At 67.6% G+C, this 20,435-nt stretch carries 16 protein-coding genes, 1 tRNA gene and 1 riboswitch; of the genes, 12 read left to right on the forward strand and 5 right to left on the reverse strand.

Features of this window, described 5'->3' with window-relative positions; translation table 11 throughout:
- Positions 1 to 3 precede the first annotated feature (3 nt).
- From EFY87_RS01755 to dcd, 3 genes are all read right to left on the reverse strand, one after another.
- Entirely contained in the window at positions 4 to 1,146 is a 1,143-nt protein-coding gene (locus EFY87_RS01755; protein WP_123269570.1) for an ABC transporter ATP-binding protein, read from the reverse strand.
- Between the two features lie 171 nt (positions 1,147 to 1,317).
- Positions 1,318 to 1,965, reverse strand: a complete 648-nt coding sequence (locus EFY87_RS01760) for an alpha/beta hydrolase (RefSeq protein WP_123269571.1) — start codon at positions 1,963 to 1,965, stop codon at positions 1,318 to 1,320.
- 3 nt (positions 1,966 to 1,968) lie between these two features.
- Positions 1,969 to 2,544: a dCTP deaminase gene (gene dcd / locus EFY87_RS01765; protein ID WP_123269860.1), complete on the reverse strand. Its 576-nt coding sequence runs from the start codon at positions 2,542 to 2,544 to the stop codon at positions 1,969 to 1,971.
- Between the two features lie 99 nt (positions 2,545 to 2,643).
- On the opposite strand from dcd, the gene EFY87_RS01770 reads away from it, so the two are divergent.
- The 5 genes from EFY87_RS01770 to EFY87_RS01790 all read left to right on the forward strand — a co-directional run bounded on the left by EFY87_RS01770 (position 2,644) and on the right by EFY87_RS01790 (position 8,921).
- A tRNA-Gly gene (locus EFY87_RS01770) sits at positions 2,644 to 2,714 on the forward strand.
- Between the two features lie 285 nt (positions 2,715 to 2,999).
- Positions 3,000 to 3,229: riboswitch (cobalamin riboswitch) on the forward strand.
- Positions 3,230 to 3,352: 123 nt separating this feature from the next.
- Complete coding sequence (locus EFY87_RS01775; RefSeq protein ID WP_123269572.1) at positions 3,353 to 6,010, forward strand: ribonucleoside-diphosphate reductase subunit alpha; 2,658 nt, start codon at positions 3,353 to 3,355, stop codon at positions 6,008 to 6,010.
- Positions 6,001 to 7,017, forward strand: coding sequence for a ribonucleotide-diphosphate reductase subunit beta (locus EFY87_RS01780; RefSeq protein WP_425459339.1), 1,017 nt, complete (start codon positions 6,001 to 6,003; stop codon positions 7,015 to 7,017). The genes EFY87_RS01775 and EFY87_RS01780 overlap by 10 nt, the downstream gene beginning before the upstream one ends.
- A 2-nt stretch (positions 7,018 to 7,019) precedes the next feature.
- Entirely contained in the window at positions 7,020 to 8,261 is a 1,242-nt protein-coding gene (locus EFY87_RS01785; protein WP_245988295.1) for an Nramp family divalent metal transporter, read from the forward strand.
- 45 nt (positions 8,262 to 8,306) lie between these two features.
- Positions 8,307 to 8,921, forward strand: coding sequence for a TetR/AcrR family transcriptional regulator (locus EFY87_RS01790; protein ID WP_123269577.1), 615 nt, complete (start codon positions 8,307 to 8,309; stop codon positions 8,919 to 8,921).
- Between the two features lie 3 nt (positions 8,922 to 8,924).
- Here EFY87_RS01790 and EFY87_RS01795 read toward each other — a convergent pair whose 3' ends face one another.
- Positions 8,925 to 9,833: a LysR family transcriptional regulator gene (locus EFY87_RS01795; protein WP_123269579.1), complete on the reverse strand. Its 909-nt coding sequence runs from the start codon at positions 9,831 to 9,833 to the stop codon at positions 8,925 to 8,927.
- A gap of 49 nt (positions 9,834 to 9,882) precedes the next feature.
- Between EFY87_RS01795 and EFY87_RS01800 the strand changes: the two genes are divergently transcribed.
- The 7 genes from EFY87_RS01800 (at position 9,883) to EFY87_RS01830 (ending at position 19,215) form a co-directional block, all read left to right on the forward strand.
- On the forward strand, positions 9,883 to 13,365 hold the full coding sequence (locus EFY87_RS01800) for a bifunctional proline dehydrogenase/L-glutamate gamma-semialdehyde dehydrogenase (protein WP_123269581.1): 3,483 nt from the start codon (positions 9,883 to 9,885) through the stop codon (positions 13,363 to 13,365).
- A 164-nt stretch (positions 13,366 to 13,529) separates the two neighbouring features.
- On the forward strand, positions 13,530 to 14,852 hold the full coding sequence (locus EFY87_RS01805) for a lipopolysaccharide biosynthesis protein (RefSeq protein ID WP_123269582.1): 1,323 nt from the start codon (positions 13,530 to 13,532) through the stop codon (positions 14,850 to 14,852).
- The gene (locus EFY87_RS01810; RefSeq protein ID WP_148043208.1) at positions 14,840 to 15,862 is read left to right on the forward strand and encodes a glycosyltransferase family 2 protein; all 1,023 of its coding nucleotides are present in this window, start codon (positions 14,840 to 14,842) and stop codon (positions 15,860 to 15,862) included. The genes EFY87_RS01805 and EFY87_RS01810 overlap by 13 nt, the downstream gene beginning before the upstream one ends.
- The gene (locus EFY87_RS01815; RefSeq protein WP_123269586.1) at positions 15,853 to 16,590 is read left to right on the forward strand and encodes a glycosyltransferase family 2 protein; all 738 of its coding nucleotides are present in this window, start codon (positions 15,853 to 15,855) and stop codon (positions 16,588 to 16,590) included. Before EFY87_RS01810 ends, EFY87_RS01815 begins: the two co-directional genes overlap by 10 nt.
- The gene (locus EFY87_RS01820) at positions 16,587 to 17,018 is read left to right on the forward strand and encodes a DUF2304 domain-containing protein (protein WP_123269588.1); all 432 of its coding nucleotides are present in this window, start codon (positions 16,587 to 16,589) and stop codon (positions 17,016 to 17,018) included. The genes EFY87_RS01815 and EFY87_RS01820 overlap by 4 nt, the downstream gene beginning before the upstream one ends.
- Positions 17,019 to 17,092: 74 nt before the next feature.
- Positions 17,093 to 17,677 (forward strand): class I SAM-dependent methyltransferase, encoded by a 585-nt coding sequence (locus EFY87_RS01825; RefSeq protein WP_123269590.1) that lies wholly within the window; start codon positions 17,093 to 17,095, stop codon positions 17,675 to 17,677.
- A gap of 35 nt (positions 17,678 to 17,712) precedes the next feature.
- Positions 17,713 to 19,215 carry a DUF6020 family protein gene (locus EFY87_RS01830; protein ID WP_148043209.1) on the forward strand — a complete coding sequence of 501 codons (1,503 nt, stop codon included), beginning with the start codon at positions 17,713 to 17,715 and terminating at the stop codon, positions 19,213 to 19,215.
- A gap of 129 nt (positions 19,216 to 19,344) precedes the next feature.
- On the opposite strand, the gene paaE is transcribed toward EFY87_RS01830, so the two are convergent.
- Positions 19,345 to 20,433: a 1,2-phenylacetyl-CoA epoxidase subunit PaaE gene (paaE, locus tag EFY87_RS01835; protein ID WP_123269593.1), complete on the reverse strand. Its 1,089-nt coding sequence runs from the start codon at positions 20,431 to 20,433 to the stop codon at positions 19,345 to 19,347.
- Positions 20,434 to 20,435: the final 2 nt, after the last annotated feature.

Here is a 20,435-nt window from a genome sequence, read left to right on the forward strand (position 1 = left end):
TCGCTACCTGTCGGCCCGCGACGTCGGACCGGCCGGGGCAATGTCGGCCTCGTCCACTTCGGGCCGGTCGGTGGCCTCGATCGCCTCCAGCACCTGATGCGCGCGCACGGTCCCGAGCAGGATGCCGTCGTCGTCAGTGATGACTCCCCTGCGACTCGGGGAGGAGAGGGCAGCGTCCAGGGCCGCGCGCAGCGGGCCGGTGGCCCGGGCGACGGTGCCGCCGCGGTGCAGCATCGCCGGCTCGATGGCGGCGGTAATGTGCTCCGGCTCCACCCAGCCGACCGGGCGACCGTGGTCTGCGACGAGCAGCCAGCCGTCCCGGGTTGCGGCGCGCGCCTCCTGCGGGGTGGTGCCGAGCGGGACGGTCGGCTCGGCTGCCAGCGGCAGCGCAGGGGTCTGGGCAAAGGTCAGCGCGCGGTAACCCCGGTCGCGGCCGACGAATCCGGCCACGAAGTCGTCGATGGGGTGTGCGAGCAGGTATGCCGGGTCGGCCAGTTGCGCGAGCTTGCCGCCCACGCGCATCACCGCGATCTGGTCGCCGAGCTTGAGGGCTTCGTCGATGTCGTGGGTGACGAAGACGATGGTCTTGCCCAGCTCTCGCTGCAGCCGCAGGAATTCGTCCTGGAGTTGCTCGCGCACCACCGGATCGACCGCACTGAACGGCTCATCCATCAGCATTACCGGCGGGTCAGCGGCCAGCGCACGCGCGACACCGACGCGCTGCTGCTGGCCGCCGGACAGTTGCGACGGCCAGCGATCGGCGAAATCTCCGGGCAATCCGACGAGTTCGAGGACTTCGCGAGCGCGCGTGCGGGCCTGTGATCTCGGTGCGCCGAGCAGGATCGGCACCGTGGCGACGTTGTCGACCACCCGCTTGTTGGGGAAGAGACCGGCGTTCTGAATGACGTAGCCGATGCCGCGGCGAAGTCGCGCTGCGTTGACCGACTGCACGTCTTCGTCGTCGATGGAGATGTGCCCGCTCGTGGGCTCGATCATCCGGTTGATCATCCGCAGCGACGTCGTCTTGCCACACCCGGACGGCCCGACGAGCACCGTGATCTGGCCGGTCGGCGCCTCGAAGGTCAGGTCGTCGACCGCGGTCTGCCCACCGGCATAGATCTTGACCACCTGCTCGAAGCGGATCATGCGCCCATCACGTCCTGTCCTTCGGTCCGGTCACAACTCGGATCCCACCTCGGTTGGCGCTCGCGAAGTTCGCGCATCGGCCAACCAACGTAACAAGGACTACTGACAACCTGTTCCGGACGACGCACGCCGATTGTTCTACCCCGCGGACGGCAGGTCATGCCTGCGCGCTCAGGACAGGAGGGTCTCCTGCAGGAACTTGGTCGTATGCCGGTGCCAGGCGCGCGCCTGCAGCAGCATCGCGTGCCAGTCGGGCAGCAGCACGATGCGCACGTCACCACCGGCAGCACTGATGCGTTCGGCCAGCTCGGCGGTCTCCCGCGGCGAGGTGACGAAGTCCTTGCTTCCGTGCAGCAGCAAGGTGTGCCGGGTGAGGAAGGGGCTTACGTCATACTGCTCGGGAATCCAGGGGGCCAGGCCGACCACAGAGGTCACGCCGTCCTCGCCGGCGAGCTCGAGTGCCACCCGGCCACCCATCGAGTGCCCCACGAGCGCGACCGGCCGGCCGGGGTAAAGCTCACGCAGCCGCGACACCGCCCATCGCGCGTCCACGACCGGTGACCGCGCCTCGTCGTTGTAGCCGCGCACAGCGTCACGCAGCGTTGCGACCGCTACCCGGCCACCGGTGCCGCGCTCGATGCCGCGTCCGACGGCGACCATCCGCAGCACTGGAGGGCTGTGTTTGGTCGTCGGCTGCATTCCCTGCTCGGCACCACCGTGCAAGAGCAGCGCGACCGCCTCGACCTCACGCCGTCCGTCAGGCAGGGCGAGGAACGGGTGCGCCCCGTCGTGGGCCGGGCCGACTTCGAAGCGGGACACCGGTCAGACCTGCGCCCGGTTGAAGTTGACGTGCGACCGGCTCGCGGTCGGGCCTCGCTGCCCCTGGTAGTGGGAACCGTATTTCTCGCTCCCGTAAGGGTTTTCGGCGGGACTGCTGAGCTGGAAGAAACACAGCTGGCCGATCTTCATCCCCGGCCAGAGTTTGATCGGCAGGGTCGCGACGTTGGACAACTCCAGCGTCACGTGGCCGGAGAAACCCGGATCGACGAACCCTGCGGTTGCGTGTGTGAGCAGACCGAGCCGCCCCAGGCTCGACTTGCCCTCCACCCGTGCGGCGACGTCGTCGGGCAGCGTCACCTGCTCGTAGGTAGACCCGAGCACGAACTCGCCGGGGTGCAGCACGAACGGCTCGCCGGGATCGGTCTCGATCAGCCGGGTCAGCTCGTCCTGCTCCGCGGACGGGTCGATGAAGGGGTACTTGTGGTTGTCGAAGAGCCGGAAATAGCGATCGAGCCGGAAGTCGATGCTCGAGGGCTGGATCATCGCCTCGTCATACGGTTCGAGGCGCACACGGCCGGCGTCGATCTGGGCACGGATGTCGCGGTCGGAGAGCAGCACAGTGGTCACGGTACCGGCCGGGCTGATGCTCGGTGGCTCAGCCGGTGGGTTAGACTCCTGCCGTCTCGAGCACGGGAGCTGTCCCGCCGCTCGCAGCGCGCGAGTGTAGTTCAATGGTAGAACATCAGCTTCCCAAGCTGAATACGCGAGTTCGATTCTCGTCACTCGCTCTTCGGAGCTTTCCCTTCCTGCTCTTCCCGTCCCGAACTCTCGACCGTCGCGACTTCGGGACGGTCTCAGCCCGGTTTCCCGTCCCGAACTCTCGACGGTCGCGACTTCGGGACGCTCTCAGCCCGGTTTCCCGTCCCCAACTCTCGACCGTCGCGACTTCGGGACACCCTCCCCGCAGTGCGGGCCCTCGCCATACCCGCGCCATTCCGCCGATTTGACATCGCTGAAATTACAGCGTTGCAACTACAGCATCTAGGGGCTTGGCAAACAGGCAACCACTAGATAATGTGTCTCTCGCAGCTGGTTCGGCTGTTGCGGCCACCGTAGGAGGTGACCGCAACAGCCGACGAAAGAGGGAAGCCGGTGAGAGTCCGGCACTGCCCCCGCAGCGGTGAGTGAGGACGACCGTCGTCATCAGCACTGGGCCATGAGCCTGGGAAGCGACGACCAGTAGGTGTGCGCGCGAGCGCACGGAGTCACGAGTCCGAAGACCTGCCACTGCCCCGCCCGCGCACCCGCGGACGGGACCGACCGCAGCCCGCGAGGGAAGGGCTGACGAACGAGCGGGCAGCCAGCTGTCCTGCCCGCTTCGCCGTCTTCCCACCGGGCCAGCGAGGGACGACGGGAGACACCGCACGTGGCCATCAACGTGACCAAGCGCGACGGTTCACGGGAGCCGTATGACGCAGACCGCATCAACCGCGCGATCGAACGGGCCGCAGCCGGCCTGCCGAACGCCATGTCGATGACGATGCAGATCGCCTCGGAACTGGCGATCACGCTCTTCGACGGCATCACCACTGAACAGCTCGACGAGGCTGCGATCTCGGTCGCCGTGCAGAACGTCAAGGACGATCCCGACTTCGACGTCGTCGCCTCGCGCCTGCTGCTCAAGACCATCTACAAGAAGGTCCTCGGCGACTTCGAGACCCAGACGGAGCTCGCGCTGCTGCACCAGGCCCGGTTCCCCGGGTACATCCGCGAAGCGGTCGAGGACGGCCTCTTCGACGCGCGCCTCGCCTCCGCGTTCAACCTCGAACAGCTGGCCGCCGCGCTCGACCACCACCTCGACGACGGTCTGCGCTACATCGGCATCGTGACCCTCCGAAACCGTTACATGGCAACGGATTCGCGGCGGAAGCCGCTCGAGGTGCCGGCATACTTCTGGATGCGTGTCGCCATGGGCATGTCGGTGAACGAGAAGGACCCGACCCAGGCAGCGATCGGCTTCTACCGCAAGATGGCCTCCCTCGACTACCTCGCGGCCGGATCGACACTGGTCAACGCGGGCACCAACACGCCACAGCTGTCCAACTGCTTCGTGATGCAGATGGACGACGACATCGAGCACATCGCCAAGTCCATGCGCGACGTCATGTGGCTCACCAAAGGCACTGGTGGCATTGGGCTTTCGGTGTCGAAGCTGCGTTCCGAGGGCAGTCCGATCCGCAGCAACAACACGTCCTCCACCGGCCCGATCCCCTTCATGCACACCATCGACTCGATCCTGCGCGCAGTCTCCCGCGGCGGGAAGAAATTCGGTGCGCTGTGCTTCTACATGGAGAACTGGCACCTGGACTTCCCGCAGTTCCTCGACCTGCGACAGAACGCCGGCGACCCCTACCGGCGCACCCGCACGGCCAACACCGCCGTCTGGCTGTCCGACGAGTTCATGAAGCGCGTCGTCGCCGACGACGACTGGTACCTCTTCGACCCGCTGGAGACCCCCGACCTGGTCGAACTCGTCGGTGACGACTTCTCCCGCAGGTACAAGGAGTATGTCGCCCTGGCCGAGACCGGAAAACTACGCTCGTTCAAGAAGATTCGCGCCCGCGCGCAGTGGAAGGCGATCCTCGTCTCCCTGCAGACCACGTCGCACCCCTGGCTGACCTGGAAGGACACGATCAACCAGCGGGCACTTAACGACAACACCGGCACGATCCACCTGTCCAACCTGTGCACCGAGATCACCCTGCCGCAGGACCGCGACAACGTGTCCGTCTGCAACCTGGCGTCCATCAATCTCTCTCGCCATCTCAGCGACGACGGCACCTGGGACTGGGACCGACTCGCCGAGTCGGTGCGCCTCGCCGTGCGGCAGCTGGACAACCTGATCGACATTACGCGCTCGTCGGTGCCCGAGTCGGAGCACTCCAACGACCAGAACCGCGCAATCGGCCTGGGGTTCATGGGCTTCACCGACGTCGTCGAGAAGCTTGGCCTCTCCTACGCCTCCGAGGAGGCCGCCGATCTGATCGACGAACTGGCCGAGTTCATCAGCTGGCACGCGATCGACACCTCGTGCGATCTGGCCCAGGAACGCGGCGCCTACGCCAACTTCGAGGGGTCGGGCTGGTCGCGCGGACTCGTCCCGATCGACACCCTCGAGACGCTGCAGCAGCGACGCGGGGTCGAGGTCGACGTGCCGCGCACCTCGAAGCTGGACTGGGATGCACTGCGCAACCGCGTCAAGGACGGCGTGCGCAACGCGACGCTGATGGCGATCGCCCCGACCGCGTCCATCGGCCTGGTCGCCGGCACCACGCCCGGTCTGGATCCACAGTTCTCCCAGCTGTTCTCACGCACCACCTCCTCCGGAAAGTTCCTCGAGGTCAACCGCAATCTCGTTGCCGCCCTGCAAGAACGCGGCATCTGGGACTCGGTGCGCGACGAGTTGCTGCGCTCCCACGGCGACCTCTCGGTCGTGCACGGTGTGCCGGAGGACCTGCTGGAGGTCTTCCAGACCTCGTTCCAGTTGCCGCCCACGGCATACCTGCAGGTCGCCTCGCGCGCGCAGAAGTGGATCGACCAGGCGATCAGCCGCAACATCTACCTCGAGTCGCGCGACATCGGCGGCATGAGCGACCTGTATGTAGATGCGTGGCGCAAGGGTGTCAAGACGACCTACTACCTGCACATGAAGCCGCGGCACAAGGCCGAGCAGTCGACGGTGAAGGTTAACAAGGCAGCCGAAACCGGCCGGGCCGGAGGTGGATTCGGGTTTGCGCGACGAGCAGCGGCACCCTCGGCCATAGCAACAACCATTGCGGAGGGGGCTGAGGACAGCGGGCTTCGATACGCTCCCCCGCTTCGCTCCTCGGCTACTCAGCCAGCCACACCGGATGGGTTCGCTTCGGCTACTCAGCCAGCCAGCGACAAGGGATCCATCGCCGTCACACCGGCCGATCCGATGGCCGAACAGGCACCGACGGCAGCTCCGGAGGTCGTCTTCGCCGAGGGCTTCACCTGTCCCACGGACCCCCAGGAACTCTTGAACTGCGAGGCATGCCAATGACATCCACCACCCCTGTGCACAGCAGCTCGATCCTCGGCGCCGGCATCCAAGACGCACTGCTGCTGAAACCGATCCGCTACCAGTGGGCGTACGACCTCTACAACCAGGCCGTCGCCAACACCTGGTTCCCGCACGAGATCCAGCTCGGCGAGGATCTGGCCGACTTCGAGCGGATGACCGACGAGGAACGGCACGCGGTCACGTTCCTGATGAGCTACTTCAACCCCAACGAGCTGCTCGTCAACAAGGCGCTCGCGTTCGGTGTCTACCCCTACGTCGGCGCGGCCGAGGCGCACCTGTACCTCGCCAAGCAGATGTGGGAGGAGGCGAACCACTGCATGGCGTTCGAGTACGTGCTGGAGACCTTCCCGATCGACCGCGCCGAGGCGTACGCCGCGCACATCGACATACCGTCGATGGCCGCGAAGGAGGAGTTCGAGGTCCGCTACATCCAGCGGATGGCGGAGCAGACGCTCGACATCTCCACGACCGAGGGTAAGCGGGACTTCGTGCGCAACCTGGTCGCGTACAACGTTGTGCTGGAAGGGATTTGGTTCTACAGCGGCTTCATGGTGGCACTGAGCTTCCGGCAGCGCAACCTGCTGCGCAACTTCGGCTCGCTGATCGACTGGATCGTGCGCGACGAGTCGTTGCACCTGAAGTTCGGGATGAATCTCATCCTGACCGTGCTGGAGGAGAACCCGGACCTGCAGACCCAGGAGTTCGCCGACGAGATCCGGCAGATGATCCTGGACGCGGTGGAGATGGAGGAGCAGTACAACCGCGACCTGTTGCCACGCGGGATTCTCGGGCTGAACGCCGACTACATCAACACCTACGTGCGCTACCTGGCCGACCGCAGGCTCGAGGAACTCGGCTTCGGACCACACTGGGGCGTCAGCAATCCCGCGAAATGGATGGCGACCGCCAACGACACTCTCGAGCTGGTCAACTTCTTCGAGTCGATCAACACCAGCTACGAGGTGGACGCACAAGCAGGGTCCTGACCGTGAGCGCGGAGTCGGTCGGAGACGTCCCGGCATACCGCGCCGGCCGCAGGACGGGTCCGGCCGCTCGGGGTGCGCACCTCGTGCGGCTGGGCCCGGCGTTCGTCGCCGCGATCGCGTATGTCGATCCCGGCAACGTCGCCACCAACACCACGGCCGGCGCGCAGTACGGCTTCGGCCTGGCATGGGTCGTCGTCCTGGCGATCGCGGTCGCCGGCCCGGTGCAGTATCTGTCGGCGAAACTCGGTGCCATCACCGGCAGTTCGCTGCCAGAACTACTCGGTGCCCGTATGTCGCCGGCGAGCCGGTTCCTCTACTGGTTGCAGGCCGAAGCAGTCATCATCGCCACCGACCTCGCCGAGGTCGTCGGCGCGGCCATTGCGCTGCATCTGCTCTTCGGCATGCCGATGTGGCAGGGCGCGATCGTCACGGCCGTCGTGGGCGGTGCGCTCCTGATCGTCCGGGACCGGGCCGGCGACCGATGCTTCCAGCTGGTCATGATCGGTGGACTCGCCCTGATCGGAGCCGGATTCGTGCTCGGTGTCGCCATGGGTCCGGCGCCCGCCGGCGTGGATCTGCGCCCGCAACTGCATGATCAGCAGATGGTGCTGCTCGCGACCGGCATCGTCGGCGCCACCGTCATGCCGCACGCGATCTATCTGCACTCGTCGCTGACCACCCAGCAAGGCGGCACGCTGCGGAAGCGGTTGCGCACCAACCGCATCGACGTGGTGCTCGCGATGGTGCTGGCCGGGTCGGTCAACGTCTGCATGCTGGTGCTCGGCGCGACTGCGCTCCGCGGGAACACCGACCAGGACTTCAGCGCGATCGCGCATTCACTCGGCACCCGGATCGGCGACGGCGCGGAGACCGCCTTCGCGCTCGCGCTGCTCGTCAGCGGACTCGCCTCGACAACGGTCGGCATCCAGTCCGGTGAGGTCGTCATGTCTGGCCTGCTGCACCGACGGATCCCGGTGCTGGCCCGGCGGGCCGGTGCCGTCATACCTGCGGTCGCGCTGCTCGCACTCGGCACAGCTCCGGTCAGCCTGCTGGTCTGGTCACAGGTGGTGCTGGCACTCGGTCTGCCGTTCGCGCTCATTCCGCTGGTGCGGCTGACCTCGTCGCGCTCGGTCATGGGCAGCCGGGCCAGCCGGCGTGGCTTCGCCGCGTGCAGCTGGTCCATCATCGCCGCCGTCGTCGCACTGGACCTGGGGCTGCTCGCCATACCGCTGGTGAGTGGTTGACGCATGCCGGGGATCCCGGCCGCAAATCTGTGACAGTCTCGGGGCATGACATCCGAAGCCGCGCAGCCGGCGCCGCGTCGCCGCGGCCGCCCAGGCAATGATCAGGCGACGGTCTTGCGCGAAGCGATTGAGCTGTTCAACCTACAGGGATATGACGCCACGAGCATGGGCGACCTCGCTGCTCGCCTCGGATTCACCAAATCTGCTCTCTACCACCATGTTCCGAGCAAGGAACACCTGCTGCAACAGGCGCTGGACGAGGCGCTGGACAGCCTTGCGACGGTGGTCGCCGCGGCTCGCTCCGAGACGGACGCGACGGCGATCGAGCGGCTGCGCCACGCGGTCCGAGGCAGCGTGGACACGCTCATCGAGCACCTTCCGGCCGTGACCCTGCTGCTGCGGGTGCGCGGCAACAGCCCCGCCGAACTCGCCGCGCTGGCGCGCCGCCGTGAGCTGGATGCGGCCCTGGCGGAGCTGGTCGCGCAGGCCGCAGCCGAGGGCGGCATACGCACCGACATACCGCCGGATCTGATCAGCCGGCTGCTCTTCGGGATGGTCAACTCGCTGTCCGAATGGGTGCGCCCGAGCGGCCGGACCAGCCCAGAGGCGATCGCCGAGGCACTGACCGCCATCGCGTTCGAGGGGCTGCTCGCGCCCTGACGCTCACTCGAGCCGCACCGCCTCTGGGAAGACCTCCGCGAGCACCGCGCGGCAGGCGACAACGGCCGGCGTGCGGGCGCTCGACGTGCGCACGCAGGTAAAGACGGAGCGCTTCGGATCACCGGGCAGGTCGATCAGCCGCGCGGCGGGGCGCCGCGGCACCAGCATCAGATCCGGCAGCACGGCGACCGCGTTGCCGGACTCGATCAGGGCGAGATGAGCCTGCAGGTCGTCGGTCTCGAAACGTATGTCGGGCTCGAATCCCGCTTGCCGGCACAGCTGTTCGGCCCAATGCCGAGAAGCTGCCCCACCCGGCTCCATCACCCACGGGAGGTCCCACGCCTGTGCGATGGAATGTACGGCCGCGAAGCGCTCGCCGGTCAGCGGGACCGCGAGGTGCAGCGTGTCGGCGGTGAGCGGCACCCGGTCCAGCGACGGGTAGCGCGGGGCGGCATGGTGGGGGTACTGCTCGGCGATGACCAGGTCGAACTCGTGTGCCGCGGTCTCCCGCATGCCCTCCTCCGGCTCGCGTTGCGACATGGTGACCCGCAGCCTGGGGTGTGCCTCCGCCAGCTCGGCGAGCAGGCGCGGCATGAACGCGACGGCCGCCGACTGGAAGACCGCGATGCGCACCGTGCCGGATGCCTCACCGGAGACCCCGACCGCCGCGCTCTCGGCCTCCTCCAGCTCACTGAGGATCCGCTCGGTGTGCTCGACCAGGACCTCGGCGGACGGGGTGAGTTCGAGCCGGCGGCCGACTTTGCGCAGCAGCGGCACGCCGACCTCGCGCTCCAGCTGGCTGAGCTGCTGCGACACCGAAGACGGGCTCAGGTGCAGCGCGTCGGCCACCTCGGCGATCGTGCCTCGGCCGCTGAGCTCGCGCAGCAAGCGCAGTCGTCGCACCTCGAGCATGCTTCAGATTATCCGAAGCGAATCCATCAGAAAACATCGCTTTACCCGAATGGATGGTTGGCTCGATACTCGTGCTGAAGCACTCTGTCCCGCACACCCCGAGGAGAACCCCGTGACCGGCACCACCGTCGACCCGCAGCTCGTCGCCGACGTCGAGAAGCAGGTGCGTGCCTGGCTCGACGCAGCCGCTGCGCAGCCGGTCCACTCCTCGGCGAAACGGCTCGCTGAGGTGCTGAAAGACCCGCACGGCCTGGACTTCACCGTCGGTTTCGTGGACCGGGTCATCCGGCCCGAAGACCTGGCGGTCGCGGCACAGGCATTGCGCGAAATCGTCCAGGAGACACCACAATTCCTGCTGGCATACCAGCGAGCGGCCTTGCGGACCGGTGCGACGCTGTCCACCGCCGCACCGGGTGTCGTGATCCCCGTCGCGCGGAGGGTGCTGCGGCACATGGTCGGCCACCTGCTGATCGACGCCACCGACTCCAAACTCGGCGCGCAGATCAGTCGCATCAAGAAGCGCGGCGTCAAGCTCAACATCAACCTCCTCGGCGAGGCGGTGCTCGGTGAGGCCGAGGCGAACCGGCGCCTGGAAGGCACCCGGCGGCTGCTCGAACGGCCCGATGTCGACTACGTCTCGATCAAGGCTTCCGCGTGTGTGGCGCCGCACTCCCCCTGGTCGCATGACGAGACGGTGGCCGACGTCGTCGACCGGCTGATGCCGCTCTATCAGTATGCCGCGGCCCAATCCGCTTCCGGTTCAGCGAAATTTATCAATTTGGATATGGAGGAGTTCCACGATCTCGACGTGACGATCGACGTCTTCACGCAGATCCTGGACCGCCCCGAACTGCTCGGCCTGGAAGCCGGGATCGTGCTGCAGGCCTACCTGCCCGACGCACTGTCGGCGATGATCCGGCTGCAGGAGTGGTCGGCGGCCAGGCGGGCGCGCGGCGGGGCCGCGATCAAGGTGCGCCTGGTCAAGGGTGCGAACCTGCCGATGGAGCGGGTGCAGAGCTCGCTCTTCGGCTGGCCGCTCGCCACGTGGGGCAGCAAGCAGGAGACGGACACGTCATACCTGAGCGTGCTGCAGTACGCGTTCCAGCCGGAGCGCACGGCGAACGTTCGTGTCGGCGTCGCCGGGCACAACCTCTTCGACGTCGCGTATGCCTGGATCCTGGCCGGCCACAACGGCGTTCGCGATGGGGTCGAGTTCGAGATGCTGCTCGGTATGGCGGAGGGCCAGGCCGAGGCCGTGCGGAAAACCGTGGGCGACCTGCTCCTCTACGTGCCGGTGGTGCACCCCAAGGACTTCGATGTCGCCATCTCCTACCTGGTGCGCCGGCTCGAGGAGGGCGCCAGCCAGGACAACTTCATGTCCGCGGTGTTCGAGCTGCACGACAGCGAGGCGCTCTATCGGCGGGAGAAGGAGCGCTTCGTCGCATCGCTGGGCGCGGTGACCGGCGAGGTGCCGGCATCGAACCGGGTGCAGGACCGGCGGGCAACCGTCTCCGACGAACCGCTCACACGGTTTGCGAATACGCCGGACACCGACCCGTCACTTGCGGGTAACCGGGAGTGGGGTGCCGGCATCATCGCGCGCATCGCGGACTCCACGCTGGGGACTGACCTGGTGACCGCGCACACGGTCGACGACGTGGCTGCCGTCGAGACGATCATCGACGAGACGCACGCGGCCGGTGCCGCCCGGGGTGCGCGACCCGCCGCTGAGCGCGCGGCCGTATTGCGCACTGCCGCCATCGAATTCGAGAAGCGACGTGCTGAGTTGCTTGAGGTCGCCGGGTCCGAGTGCGGCAAGACCCTCGACCAGAGCGACCCCGAGGTCTCCGAAGCGATCGACTTCCTCAACTACTACGCCGATCTCGCCGAGGGACTGGAGTTGGTGGACGGCGCCGCGCCGGTGCCGGTGCAACTGACGCTGGTCGTGCCACCGTGGAACTTCCCCCTCGCCATACCGACGGGGGGTATGGCGGCAGCCCTCGCCGCCGGCTCTGCGGTGCTCGTCAAGCCGGCACCGCAGGCCGCCCGGTGCGGTTCGCTGCTGGTCCAAACTCTTTGGGCCGCAGGCGTTCCTCAGGATGTGCTGCGCTTGGTGCACGTGCCGGAGAACGAGGTCGGTCGTGCTTTGGTCGCGTCGCCGAAGGTCGACCGGCTGATCCTCACCGGGGCCTTTGACACGGCCGCACTCTTCCGCACGTTCCGGCCGGACCTGCCGCTGCTGGCCGAGACGTCCGGGAAGAACTCGATCATCATCACGCCGAACGCCGACCTCGACCTGGCAGTCAAGGATCTGGTCAACTCAGCGTTCGGGCACGCGGGACAGAAGTGTTCGGCTGCGTCGCTCGGCATCCTGGTCGGCTCGGTGGCCCGCTCGGAGCGCTTCCACGGCCAGCTGGTCGACGCGGTGCGGTCGCTGAAGGTCGGCCTCCCGAGCGACCCCACCACCCAGATGGGACCGATCATCGAGCCGGCAAGCGGCAAACTGCGCACCGCGCTGACAACGCTGGATGCCGGCGAATCGTGGCTGGTGGAGCCGAAACAGCTGGATGCGGAGGGCCGGTTGTGGTCGCCCGGCGTGAAGACCGGGGTGCGACGCGGCTCGGCATACCACCTCACCGAATACTTCGGGCCGGTGCTCGGTCTGATCGAGGCTGCGGATCTCGACGAGGCCATCGCCATACAGAACGAGACCGACTACGGCCTCACCGCCGGCCTGCACTCGCTGGAGCGTGCCGAGCTGGAGACGTGGATCGGGCGGGTCGAGGCGGGCAACGCCTACATCAACCGCACGACCGTTGGCGCGATCGTTCGGCGGCAACCGTTCGGCGGCTGGAAGAAGTCGGCGGTCGGTGCAGGCACAAAGGCCGGTGGCACCAATTACCTTGTGGGACTGACTGATTGGTCGCCGCGCGAGGCAACACAGGCGGCGCCGGTCACGGCAAAGGTGCAGCGGCTGCTCGACGCGTCGGGGTGCACCGGCGACGACGCCGACTTTCTGCGCCGGGCCACAGGCTCCGACGCCGCGGCGTGGCGCGACGAATTCAGCACGGTCAAGGACGTTTCCGCGCTGCTCGCCGAGAAGAACGCCTTCCGCTACCTGCCGGTCCCGGTCACTGTCCGGGTCGAGGCCGATGAGCCCGCCATGGTGACGCGGGTTGTCGCTGCCGGTGTCACGGCTGGGGCGCCGGTGACGGTGTCACTCGGGGTGTCCCTCGATGAGTCGCTGACTCGCGCGCTGACGGCAGCCGGCGCGCGCGTGGTGAGCGAGGACGAAACCGCCTGGGCTGCGCGCCTGCAGGGCTCGGGCGCTCCGCACCGGGTGCGGCTGATCGGTGGCAGCCGTGCCGCGTTCGCAACGGCCAGCGCGGGCCGGGCGGACGTCGCGCTCTATGCGCAACCGGTCGTCGAGGCCGGCCGCATCGAGTTGCTGCCGTTCCTGCACGAGCAGGCCATCGCCGTCACCGCCCACCGGTTCGGGTCGCCGACCCCGCTCGCGGAAGGGCTCTTCTGACGGGAGCGTTCGCCCGCCGAGTGGTCAGTAGTTGCGACGAGCCGCGCCCTTTCACCGCAACACCTGTCCGCTCGGTGACGGCGGCGACGTCCACCCTCCCGCTGCCCGGCCGGTCCCCGTCGTCTGTAGTCTCGGGACTCGACAACGGGGAAGGGTGGTATGGCGTGCAACGTGCACGGTGGACTTCGCTGACCGCACGATTGCCCGCCGGCACCGTTCAAGTCGGTCTCGGACTGGGCCTGTTCGGCCTCAGTTCCTACGTGTTCCTGGCCATCGGCGCGCGCCATCTGGGCCCGGAGAAATTCGCCGTGCTGTCGACGCTGTGGGTGCTGATCTACACCGGTGGTCCCGGAGTTTTCCTACCGTTCGAGCAGGCGATCGGGCGCGCCATCGCGGTGCACCGCGCGGATCCCGCACAGGAGCGCGCGGTGGTGCGGACCTTGATCCGGACCTCCACGGTCGCGCTCGCCATACTCCTCGTGATCGCCGTCGCCCTCCACGGAGTGCTGGTCGACCGGCTCTTCGACGGCTCCGAAGCGACATACGCCGCTCTCCTCATCGCAACGGTCGGCATGTGGGGCGCGTACGTGACACGGGGCATCTTCGCCGGCCACGACACGTATGCCGCCTACGGCGCCCAACTCGCCATCGAAGGCGTGATCCGGATGGTCGTCGGCGTGGCGGCGGTCGCCCTGGCCTGGTCACTCGCCGGCTTCACCCTGGGTATGGCGCTCGCGCTCGTGATCTCGGTGATCGTGACGCTCGGACCGACCCGCGGCGGGCATCAGCGCGAATTCGACGTCACGGTGACCGAGGAGGACCCGGGGCGCCGCACCCAGCTGACCATCCTGGCCTGGCTGATCGTCGGGGCCCTCGCCATGCAGATCCTGGTCAACATCGCCCCGGTCATCGCCAAGGCCGCACCCGGCCAGTCGCCCGGCGTGGCCGGGCGCTACCTGGGCGGGCTGATGGTGGCGCGGCTCCCCCTCTTCGTCTTCGCCGCCGTGCAGGCCGCGCTACTGCCCGGGCTGGCGCACACCGTTGCCGACGGCGACCGCCGGGCATTGCGACGGCAACTCGGCAACCTCTTCGCGCTGGTCGGCGCGGGCATGGGCCTGTTCACCGGCCTCCTGGCGATCTTCGGGCCGACGCTGGTCGGTGCGATGTACGGGCACGGCTACGGGATGGGCCGCGGCGACCTGACCCTGATGGCGGCCGGCACCGCAGTCGCGATGCTGGCCATCGTCGCGGGCAACGCCGTCGTCGCCGTCGGCTCGGCCGCCCTGTCCGCGGGAGCGTGGACACTGTCGGTCGTCGTGCTGGTCGCAGTCGTCGTATTGATGCCCGGATCGCTATTCTTACGCTTGGAGTTGTCCTACGTGGCTGGGGGGATCGCAGCTCTCGCCGGACAGCTGCTCGCCCTCTTCGCCCGGGCCCGGGCGGGCGCCACCACTTCACAGGACGGAATCAACACGTGGCTCACCTAGACACGGCCTGCGTCGTCATGGTCGCCTACGGCCCACAGCCCGACCTGAACGAAGCCGTCCGGTCGGCCCTGGCCTCCACCGGTGTCGCCATACAGGTGGTCATCGTGGACAACGGTGCCGAGCCTGCTGCCATCGAGGCCGTGCGAACACTGGACGGCGTGACCGTGCTGTCCGCCGGAGACAACCTGGGCTTCGGCGCCGGCTGCAATCTGGGGGTGCAGTCGACCGACGCCGAGGTCGTCGTGCTGCTCAACTGCGACGCGGCCGTCCGCCCGGACACCATCCGGGCACTCGTCGACGCGGTGTCGGACCCGCAGGTCGGCATCGCGACCGCGAGCCTGCGGCTCGCCGACGACCCCGAGGTGATCAACAGCGTCGGCAACCCGGTCCACTACCTCGGCCTCGCTTGGGCGGGCGGGTATGGCGAGCCCGCCGACCGGCATACCGAAGCCGGACCGGTCTCCAGCGCCAGCGGCGCATGCTGCGCACTGACGCGTGCGTGGTGGGACGAGCTGGGCGGCTTCGACGCGAGCTATTTCGCCTACCACGAGGACGTCGAGCTCTCCATCCGCACCTGGCAGCGGGGCCGCACCGTCGTCTACGTCCCAGGTGCCGTGGCGACCCACCACTACGAGTTCAGCCGCAACCCGGGCAAGCTCTATCTGCTCGAGCGCAACCGGCTGATGACGCTGCTGACCACATACAGCGGCCGCACGCTCGGCCTGCTCGCGCCCGCCCTGCTCGGTCAGGAGGTCGGCCTGCTGGCGATGTCGGCCAGCCAGGGCTGGCTGGGCAAGAAACTCGCCGGCTACGGCTGGCTGCTAAGGCACCGGCGCCAACTGCTCGACCGGCACCGGCAGCTGCAAGCCGAGCGCAGCCGGCCCGACCGAGAGGTGATGCAGCGATTCACGGCGACGCTCGACCCGGCCAACGTGCCCGTGCCGGGGGCGATCACCGCGGTCAACGCCCTGTCCACGACATACCGGAAGCTGGTGAACCTGTGGCTCTAGACGACGACCGGCTCCTGGTGATCATCCCCTGCTACAACGAGTCCGAGACCATCGGCGCCGTGCTGCACGAGGTCCGGGCGTGCCTGCCGAACGCCGATGTCCTTGTCGTCGACGACGGATCGACCGACCACACCCGTCCCGTTGCCATAGCCGCGGGTGCCCGGGTGGTCACGCTGCCGTTCAACCTCGGCGTCGGCGGAGCACTGCGGACCGGCTTCCGCTACGCGATCCGCCACGGCTATCGCGTCGCGCTGCAGATCGACGGGGACGGCCAGCACGACCCGGCGACCGCGCACACGCTGCTCGCCGAGCTGTCCGGAGCCGACCTGGTCATCGGTGCGCGGTTTGCCGACGAGGAGGACGACTATGAGGTCGGGCTCGTACGCCGGCTGGTGATGCGTGCCCTGGCTCGCTCGGTGAGCCGGCACAGCGACACGACACTCACGGATGTCACCTCGGGGTTCCGGGCGTTCGGGCCGCGCGCGTTGTCCCTCTTCGCCGCTCACTACCCGGCCGAATACCTGGGCGACACGGTCGAAGCGCTGCTCATCGCGACCCGGCACGGCCTGAAGGTGCGCCAGGTCGGCGTGGCGATGCGTCCCCGGCAGGGTGGTGCTGCCAGCCAGACCTCCGCCCGGTCTGCCATCCACGTCCTGCGGCTGGTGCCCGCGTTCCTCGTGCCGGCCCGGCTGAAACACGAACTGCCTGCTGTAGAGGAGTCGCCGTGACAGCGCAACTGTTCGGAGCCGCCCTCGGGGTGATCACCCTGGTGCTGATGTACCTGTTGATCCGCCGCGGGTGGCTGAAGGAGAAATACACCCTGGTGTGGTTGTTCGCCGGGCTGGTCACCCTCGTCGTGGCCGTCTACCCGCCGATCATCAACGGGATCGCACGCGCCCTCGGCATCCATCAGGGCATGAACCTGCTCTTCGTCTTCGCCGACGTGGCAATGATGCTGGTCTGTCTGCAGCTGTCGGTCGAAGCCAGCACTCTGACCTATCGCACCCGGGCACTGGCCGAGGACGTCGCCATCCTCCGGCTGGAGGTCGAGAACCAGCGCCGGCAGATCGAGTCCATGAAAGGGGCCACCCCACCCGCCGAGCCGGCCTCCGGGGCGCTCGCGCCGGGCGCGCGACGAGAGGGCGAAGAGCTGTGAAGCCCGGCACGGAGCCGGCCGGGGACTCCCACCGCTCGAACCAGCCGGCAGAATCCCGGTCTACACTGCCATCCGTGCGAACCGACGACGCGACGTATGCCCAGCGACTGCGGACGTTGCAGTTCGCGAAATGGAAACAAGTCCTGCATGTGCAGGCGCCATACCAGGCGAATCTGCGGCGGCAGCACCTCGGCCGGACACTGGATGTCGGCTGTGGCATCGGGCGCAATCTCGGTGTGCTGGAAGCAGGTTCGGTCGGTGTCGACCACAACGAGACGTCCATCAAGATCGCCCGGGAGGCCGGGTTCACGGCATACACGCTGGACGAGTTCGCCGAAGCGCAACTGCCGCACGAGTCGTTCGACGGCCTGCTCTTCGCGCACATCCTGGAGCACATGGACGCGGCGACCGGTGTCGAGCTGGTGGAGGGCTACCTGCCCTACCTGCGGCACGGCGGCACCGTGTTCATCATCTGCCCGCAGGAGCGCGGGTTCGCCACCGATGAGACGCACGTGGAGTTCATGGACGGCCCGAAGCTGCGCGCCCTGTGCGAGCAGGTCGGGCTGACACCAGGACGGGTGCGCAGCTTCCCGTTCCCGCGAGCGATAGGTAAGGCGTTCGCGTACAACGAATTCTGTCTACGCGCCACCAAGCAGTGAAACGCGACCTCAGCGCACACGCGGCAGTGTACCGGGTGATCGAGGAGGCTAAGCGACACGCTGTGCCGCTGCTGGTCTACGGCTGGGCGCAGCTGGTGCTGCTTGGCTGGTGGGCGATCAACTTCCCGGCGCAGCTGACGGCAGATTCCACGACCTACATCCGGCACGTGACGGTCGGACCGTGGATCGCCGACCACTCGGTGCTTTACGACTTCTTCATCCTGTGCTCGCTGAAGCTCACCGACAACGTGTGGCTGATCGTGTTCCTGCAGACCATCGTGTATGCGGTGGTGCTGGCGGTGATCGCGGCCGCGGTGCACCGGATGGGCGTGCGGTGGCGCTGGGCGGCACTGCCCTGCATGCTGATCGTCCTGGTGCCGTCGTTCGGGTCCTTCACCAGCATGCTCTGGAAGGACGTTCCGTTCACCGCGGCCAACCTGTTCTTCGCGGCGACGCTGCTGAAGGTCATCGCCGACCGGCGTGCGCGGCTGCCGATGACGGTGCGGACAACGGTCATCATGGCGGTGGAACTCACCGCCATAACCCTGTTCCGGAACAACGGCTTCGTGGTCGTCGCCTTCATCGCGATCGGGTTGCTGATAGCGCTGAAAAGCTCACGGCGAAAAGTGATCGCGGCGGTCGTGGCGACCTTCGTGATCTTCGAATTCGCCAGCATCGTCGTCTATCCAGCGGCCGGCATCAAGTCGGCCGGCTCCTCGGAGTCGTATGGTGTCTTCTACGGAGACATCGCGCTGGTCTACAGCGAACGCCCGTCGGCATTCACCGCCGGCGAGCTGTCCACCATGAAGAAGGTCGCACCGCTGAAGACCTGGCGGTCCTCCAACGACTGCCTGTCGTCGGACCACCTTTTCGCCAGCAAGCACTTCAGCACCGACCGAGCCGCCGCACACCGGCACCAGCTCGCCGAGATCTGGTTCTCGTTGCTCAAGCGAGCACCGGAGCAACTCATCAGGGGCCACCTGTGCCGTGCCGCCATCGCCTGGCGGGTGCCCCCGACCTGGCGCTTCAGTGGGTTGCCGAGAGTCACGAACCACAACCTTTACACCAAGGCGCTCATCCTCGGCTACACCAACTACCCTCCGCTGCCGAGCTACCTCATCCCCCGGCTGCGCCCGCACCCGATCAACAAGCAGCTCTACCTCAAGGCTGCCGACTCGCGAAGGGCGATCGCCCGGGATCCGCTGTTGCAGTTGCTCTTCTCCCGAGCACCTGGATGGACCTATCTGACGTACCTGGCGATCCTCATCGCCGCCTTCCGCAACCGCTGGAAGATGCTGATCCTCGCCGGGCTTCCGCTGCTGGCCAACCAGCTCACCGTGATCGCCGCGAACCCCGCGCAGCTCTACCGCTACACGGCCGCACAACTGTTCCTCGGCATGCTCTTCATCCCGTTGGTCAGCGCCTGGTCACCGCAGCGCCCCGCGCCGCCGGACGAGGCAGATCCCGCCGACGCGCCCGACCCGGATCGGCGCCCGGCTGTCCCCGCAGGCCCAGCCAGTCCGGAGCCGACGCAGTGACGGGGGTCGCTCAGGGGATTTGGCGCAGGCCGGGCGCGTAGCTTCGACTTCGCCCGCCGAGTGGACAGTCGTTGCGATGAGCCGGGTTTTCTCGCCGCAACTACTGTCCACTCGGCGACCGGGGCGGGCTCAGGCGTCGTAGTCGACGGTGACCTCGTCGCTGATCGGGAAGCTCTGGCAGGTGAGCACGAAACCCTGCTCGACCTCGGCGTCCTCCAGGGCGTAGTTGCGGGCCATCTCGACCTCGCCGGAGGTGACTCTCGCGCGGCAGGTGCCGCAGACGCCGCCCTTGCACGCGAACGGCATGTCCGGTCGCTTGCTCTGCGCTGAGTCGAGCACCGTCGTGGTCTTCGGAGCTGCGAAGGTGGTGTTGCGACCATCGAGCACCACTGTCAACGCAGCGGTTTCACCCTCGATGACCGCGTCGGCGTGGCGCAGCTGTGGCGGCGGCGCGTCGACATAGAAGAGTTCGTAGTGGATGCGCTCCGCCGCGACGCCCAACTCCGCCAGCACCGTCCGGCACTCCTGCAGCATCTCCATCGGACCGCACAGCCAGACATGGTCGACCGTGTCCAGCGGCACCAGCTCCCGCAGGATGGTCCGCAACCGATCGCCTTCAAGCCGACCGGAGAACAGCTCGACGTCGCGCGCCTCCCGGGAGAGCACGTGAATCAGGTCGAACCGCTGATGATTCGCGTTCTTCAGGTCCGCGAGTTCCTCGGCGAACATCACCGTGTTCGTCGTCCGGTTGCCATAGAGCACCGTCACGGATGAATCCGGATTGCCCACAACCGAACTCGCGATCGACAGCATCGGCGTGATGCCTGAGCCGGCCGCGATGCACAGGTGCTGGGCGGCACGGTCGGGGTCGGCCCGGAAGCTGCCGCTCGGACGCTGCACCTCCACGATGTCGCCGGGCCGCACCTCGCGCACCAGCCACCGCGAGAACAGACCGTCCGGGATCTCGCGCACCCCGATCCGCGGCAGGCTCCCGACCGGGGAACTGATCGAATAGGTGCGGCGGTGCTCGACCCCGTCCACGATGCGACGCAGGGTCAGCGCTTGCCCTGCGGCAAAAGCGAATTCGTCGGCCAGCTCTTCCGGCACGTCGAACGTCACCGCCACGGAATCGTCGGTCAACTGCTCCACGTCACGCACCACCAGCGGGCGGAACGGCGCCGTGCGGGAGTTGATGCCGGTCTCTGTGGTCACGGTCATGA

The organism is Flexivirga caeni (genome assembly GCF_003724155.1).
GTDB lineage: Bacteria > Actinomycetota > Actinomycetes > Actinomycetales > Dermatophilaceae > Flexivirga > Flexivirga caeni.

Bases quoted from the DNA above. Each gene is read 5' to 3' on its own strand.
- EFY87_RS01795 (WP_123269579.1), bottom strand. From the start codon at position 9,833: ATGCTCGAGGTGCGACGACTGCGCTTGCTGCGCGAGCTCAGCGGCCGA.
- EFY87_RS01800 (WP_123269581.1), top strand. From the start codon at position 9,883: ATGGATGGTTGGCTCGATACTCGTGCTGAAGCACTCTGTCCCGCACAC.
- paaE (WP_123269593.1), bottom strand. From the start codon at position 20,433: ATGACCGTGACCACAGAGACCGGCATCAACTCCCGCACGGCGCCGTTC.
- EFY87_RS01780 (WP_425459339.1), top strand. From the start codon at position 6,001: ATGCCAATGACATCCACCACCCCTGTGCACAGCAGCTCGATCCTCGGC.
- EFY87_RS01755 (WP_123269570.1), bottom strand. From the start codon at position 1,146: ATGATCCGCTTCGAGCAGGTGGTCAAGATCTATGCCGGTGGGCAGACC.
- EFY87_RS01790 (WP_123269577.1), top strand. From the start codon at position 8,307: ATGACATCCGAAGCCGCGCAGCCGGCGCCGCGTCGCCGCGGCCGCCCA.